The organism is Paraglaciecola sp. (assembly GCF_030730205.1).
Classification (GTDB): Bacteria; Pseudomonadota; Gammaproteobacteria; order Enterobacterales; family Alteromonadaceae; genus Paraglaciecola.
Window position 1 is genome coordinate 1 of record NZ_JANQVQ010000073.1, and the last position, 4,693, is coordinate 4,693.

Here is a 4,693-nt window from a genome sequence, read left to right on the forward strand (position 1 = left end):
TTACTGAGGTTATCACCCGCTCCTGCAATCCACTGCTCCAACTCACACTCAATAACTTTCAGTGCCTGGGCTGCATATGACATTCCGTCACTGAAATACGCGACAATCTTTATTAATAAAGCGAAACCTTTTTCAAATGAGGCTTGCTCTGTCTCGTTGCTTAGAATTGAAGATAACGTTGCCGGTATAGTCTGCATCCAATTGAAACAAGCTAGAGTCTGATTAAGTTGCTGTTCAACACGTTGACTAAATTCTCCAGGCTGAGTCGTAAGCGACAATTCAGAAAGCTTGAGTGCTTCAACCCACCGATTGTTTAGAAGATTATCTAGTGTTACCAGAGAATTATATGTGCGTTTCGCAAGGTGTTTGAGCTCTTCAATGGACAGGTTTTTTTGCAATAAAGCAGGTTGAATTTTACCTAGATGGCTATTTATCCATTCGATAATAAGATTACAAACGCCGTCCTCTCCGAGAACCTGACTGTTGTGATAATCACCTGGTACAACATCGTTAAATTGGTTTGTAGTTCTGGCTAACGAACTTAGGGTCTGTTCAAGTTTCTCAGACGTACCGGTATGGCATAAATGCTGCAACCCCCTGATTAACGACAAAGGTGCATCTAATAAGAAATCCCCTATCACGACTGTTTTTCCAAAACCAATACCGTAAGCATGCCTTACAGACTTATACCAGTAACGCAGAACGAATAGCTGCTTGGTATCAGTTTGTGTTCCTCGGTAATGCGCCTTTAGAAGAGGAAAGAAAACCGGAGATGTTTCGATTTGGCGTTGCAAAATCTTGTAGGCAATAGCCTTACTAAGATGCGGTAGTATTTTACTGTGAGAGAAAGAACTTTTTAATGACAATTTCTTAATTGTCGTCCTGGCATTACGCCATGAGCTGTTAAACCAACTAAATTTACTGCTGTTATTAAGTTGGTCGTAATATTGGTTTAGGACGTTAGCCTCTGGCAATTCTTCAATTTTAAAATACTGTGAAACGGATTGTTCCAGACTAGCCAGCTTGTCGATACCTTCTGCAAACTCCGGCAATACGACATCAAGTTTATCATTGTCAAAAATAGCGTTACGTTCACTGATTAAATCGCCGGGCAATTCGGATGTGAGGTTCAATAATTGTTGAAATGCTCTTAGCCCTTTTATATTTAACGGGAAAAACGCCACTATTTCAGTGCTTAAACGTGACTTGATATCATCGTAAATAATCTGAAACTCAGTCAGGTAATCATGGTGAGCAACTAACGTTTGTTTCAATGAGACAAAGTCGTTTAACGTTCCAGCATCGATTACAAATGCCAAAAGTGCGTTCAACGAAGCGAGTATTTCAGATAAGGCTTCGGCGCTCTTAAGTGAGTCAGAGTCAAGCAACTTACCAAGCTCGGTATAGTTGTCGTGAAGCTGGCGATACAGATGAAGTGCCAGTAATAAATCTTTGGTATTATCTGGTGTTATCAGGCCTAAGGTCGAGCTACTAACTGCTACCGGCTTAAAATCAATATGGTTACATGCGTCTTCTAATGAGTGCAGCTCTGAAATGCTTAGTTCGATAGCTGAGCCATGTAAGTGCTGAAGTTTTAACTGATTTGCTTGTATTTGCTCTAAACAGCTATTCCACTGACTAAGACTCTCGGTGACAGTTGCAATTAGGTCTTGGAGTAAACTAGCATTTTGCGCTCCAAACCATGGATGCTGCCTAATGTCTTGTTCATTAGCTTGTTGTGAGAGTACGCTTAGTGCAAATGTAAAACGTTCAATGGTATCTAATAACTGGGCTCTGCTCTCTGGCGAAAAGCTGGAAAGTTTATTCTCATCAAGCCAGCTTGGTTCTGTTTTAATTTCGGCCTGTAGTTTTAGCCTTGTTGCTTTAGTCAATATTTGAAAAATTGATAACTCAGTATCTTCCCAGATACTGCTTACTGTCTCGACATGGCTCTTTAGCTGATCTTTTAACTTCTCATATTGAGCAATATTTCGCTCGAAATGCCCTGCACTCATCACCTTTGGCCGAAATTCCAAACGTGACTTAACATCATCCAGTACTTTTCGCTTTTGAGATTTATGGCTGTGTAGCTCGAGACAAAACTTACCAAGCCCCGCCTTATCAAGTCGGCTTTTTACGACATCAAGAGCTGCCATTTTTTCAGCAACAAAAAGAACCTTTTTATGTTGAGCCAGAGCTGCGGCAATAATATTGGTAATAGTTTGAGATTTACCAGTGCCAGGTGGCCCTTTAATCACTAAGTTTTTATTTGACACCACATCAAGAATCGCTTCATGCTGTGAGCTATCAGTATCGTCGATTAGCGGTGCGTCAAAGTGGATATCTGGACTTTTATCAATGTCGTAGTCTGTTGTTGATAGATCACGACTTTGTTCTACAGAATTTGAGGTAAAAAACTTACTGATAATCTCATGATTGGCAATATTATTTTCTTTTGGCCAACGAGCAGGATCTAAGTCGATGTACATCAGTAATTTGGAAAACTCTAACAGCGTTAACGCCGCCTGGCGTTTAACGCTCCATCTTGGCTGAGCTTTTACAATCTGCTTTTTAACCTGACTAAAATAGTCTTCTGCACAGGTATCATCGGTAAGATCTGGCAGTTGAAGCCCGAAATCTTGTTTAAGTTTTTCTACCAAGCAAAGGTTTGGGAGTAAATCGTCGCCGGTATAACAGATCGAATACTGGTAAACGCCGTTATATAGTCTGCCCTTTTCTATTCTGACTGGTACGTTAATTAAAGGTGCTATTCGGACCTGCTCTGAGTCAGAGCTTTCAAACCATTCAAGCCAACCAATACTCAAATACAGAATATTCGCGCCAGTTTCTTCTAATGCCAATCGGCTTTTGGTGCTGATATTACGAAGAGAAGCCTCAAGATCGCCTGCAAAGAGCAATGTCTGAATTTTGGTGTCGTTGTGTTTCCCTTCCTCACTATTTAGCAAAACAGGAAGATCATAGCTAGTGTTAAACTTTAAATATTTCGCCCACTCAGTCGCTGTAGGCCCGGCTTTTAGAGGCAGATAAGTCTTTTTCTGTGGGTCAAATATAAGATAACCTGCATCGACTAGCTGTTCTCTGGTAGGTTCAGGAACAGGAGCAAATAGAAACTCACGCTCTTTAAGTAATTCATTAAAAAGTTGCTTAGGCAGTTCATCTATTATGCGCAGACTAGTTTTAGCGGAATACCGATAATTAATAAGTCTGTTTCTGCCCGTTAAATCAAGCAGACGCTTGCGAACCGCTTCCAGAGAATCAAACTCAAAGGTGTGTTCAGAACCAATTGACCGCTCAGACATACCAGTTCCTTTTATTATTAGAGTATTTTTCCATCAGGCCAGTGACTCACCGCCGCTGCAAGCTAGCTTGTCATGAATGTCTAAAACACGGGATACATGTTCATGCATGCTATGATCTCCAAAGCTGGCTAATAGGTTTACTGCTCGAAATGCTCTCGCAGCGCTCCCGTATGCTTTTAACCAGTTTGAAAACACGTACTACATTTACCGGCACCTTACTGGTTTTCCAATGCTTGCACTGCACTAAATAGGTTTTAAAATCACTGGCGGTTATACGTAGATCAATGCCACCGTCAGTTGCACCTCCTGTTTCATGTACTTTATAACCTCTTTCACGAAAGAATTGGCCAACTAACATTTCAAATTTACGCCAACTGACTGTGGCAAACAAATCAGATTTTGAATAAGGGCTAGTGCGTATATCAGAGAAAAACGAAACACGTTTTCGAGCGTCAAGAAGCGACCTAATTGAGCCAAGTATTAATGCCAGAGGTATGACGTATCGTAACCAATAAGATAGGCAGTAAACCATTGAGGCTTGCAGATGGCCCATAGGTTTCTTGGGATCTATTTCAGGCATAACAGCTAAGCTGTTAAGATAAAAATAGAGAATAGGCGCAAGCGTCAAACTGACCCACCAGGGTATAACGCTGTCGATATAGATAATTTGAGCTAATGTCGAAGTGGTACTTCTACGCGCCATGCTACTAAAATTTCCTTTTCTAGATTAAAACAGGCAACTCATATACCTACGTAGTTTCCAACACCTCAATCCGTGGTGAAATTTGTAGATGGTCTATAAATATAATATTAATTATCTCAGAGACTTTTATACCTCAGTTTCGGAACGAGGTAAACAAGCTAAAACGTGAACGTTTATAAATTCAGTTATGTACCACTGGCAAGCTATCGACGAAAAATAGTAGGCTTTTCTAGGCAGAATCAGTTATCAACGTTGTGCAACCAAAGGGCATGTTAGATAACATGTAGTCGAACATATCAGCTCTTAGCTGAACGTTAGACAGCGTATTACCCAATTTAATGTTATCTACTTTCTGGCCTTTAATCAGCATATCCGCTTTACAGATAGCGTTAGACCTTGGGTTAAGCTCCTGACCAAACGCCGATAATGCTGCTTTGTCATTTAACTCGTGTAACATACTCCATGCCTGAGGATAAAAAGCCGCCAGTGACCGCTGTTGGGTCGTAAATAGACTGCACTAAGTCAGCCTGGGTTAGCCCGTTATCGTCATGGCTAAACACCAGTGAGGTTGTCAAGCGCACTATGTCACGCGGGATGAATGCTCACCGGCAGTTTCGTTAAAGCTTTCTGCAAAGCGGCGGATTAACTATTCAAACACCAGGCCCATATC

General features: G+C 41.1%; 2 protein-coding genes and 1 pseudogene. All 3 read right to left on the minus strand.

Annotated features, from left to right (window positions below):
• On the minus strand, positions 1-3,320 hold a 3,320-nt coding region (locus NWQ57_RS06205; protein ID WP_306021270.1), incomplete at its 3' end, for a DUF4011 domain-containing protein.
• A 109-nt stretch (positions 3,321-3,429) separates the two neighbouring features.
• On the minus strand, positions 3,430-4,023 hold the full coding sequence (locus tag NWQ57_RS06210; protein WP_306021271.1) for a restriction endonuclease: 594 nt from the start codon (positions 4,021-4,023) through the stop codon (positions 3,430-3,432).
• Between the two features lie 259 nt (positions 4,024-4,282).
• Positions 4,283-4,693: pseudogene (locus NWQ57_RS06215) on the minus strand (class I SAM-dependent DNA methyltransferase); the annotation flags it as partial.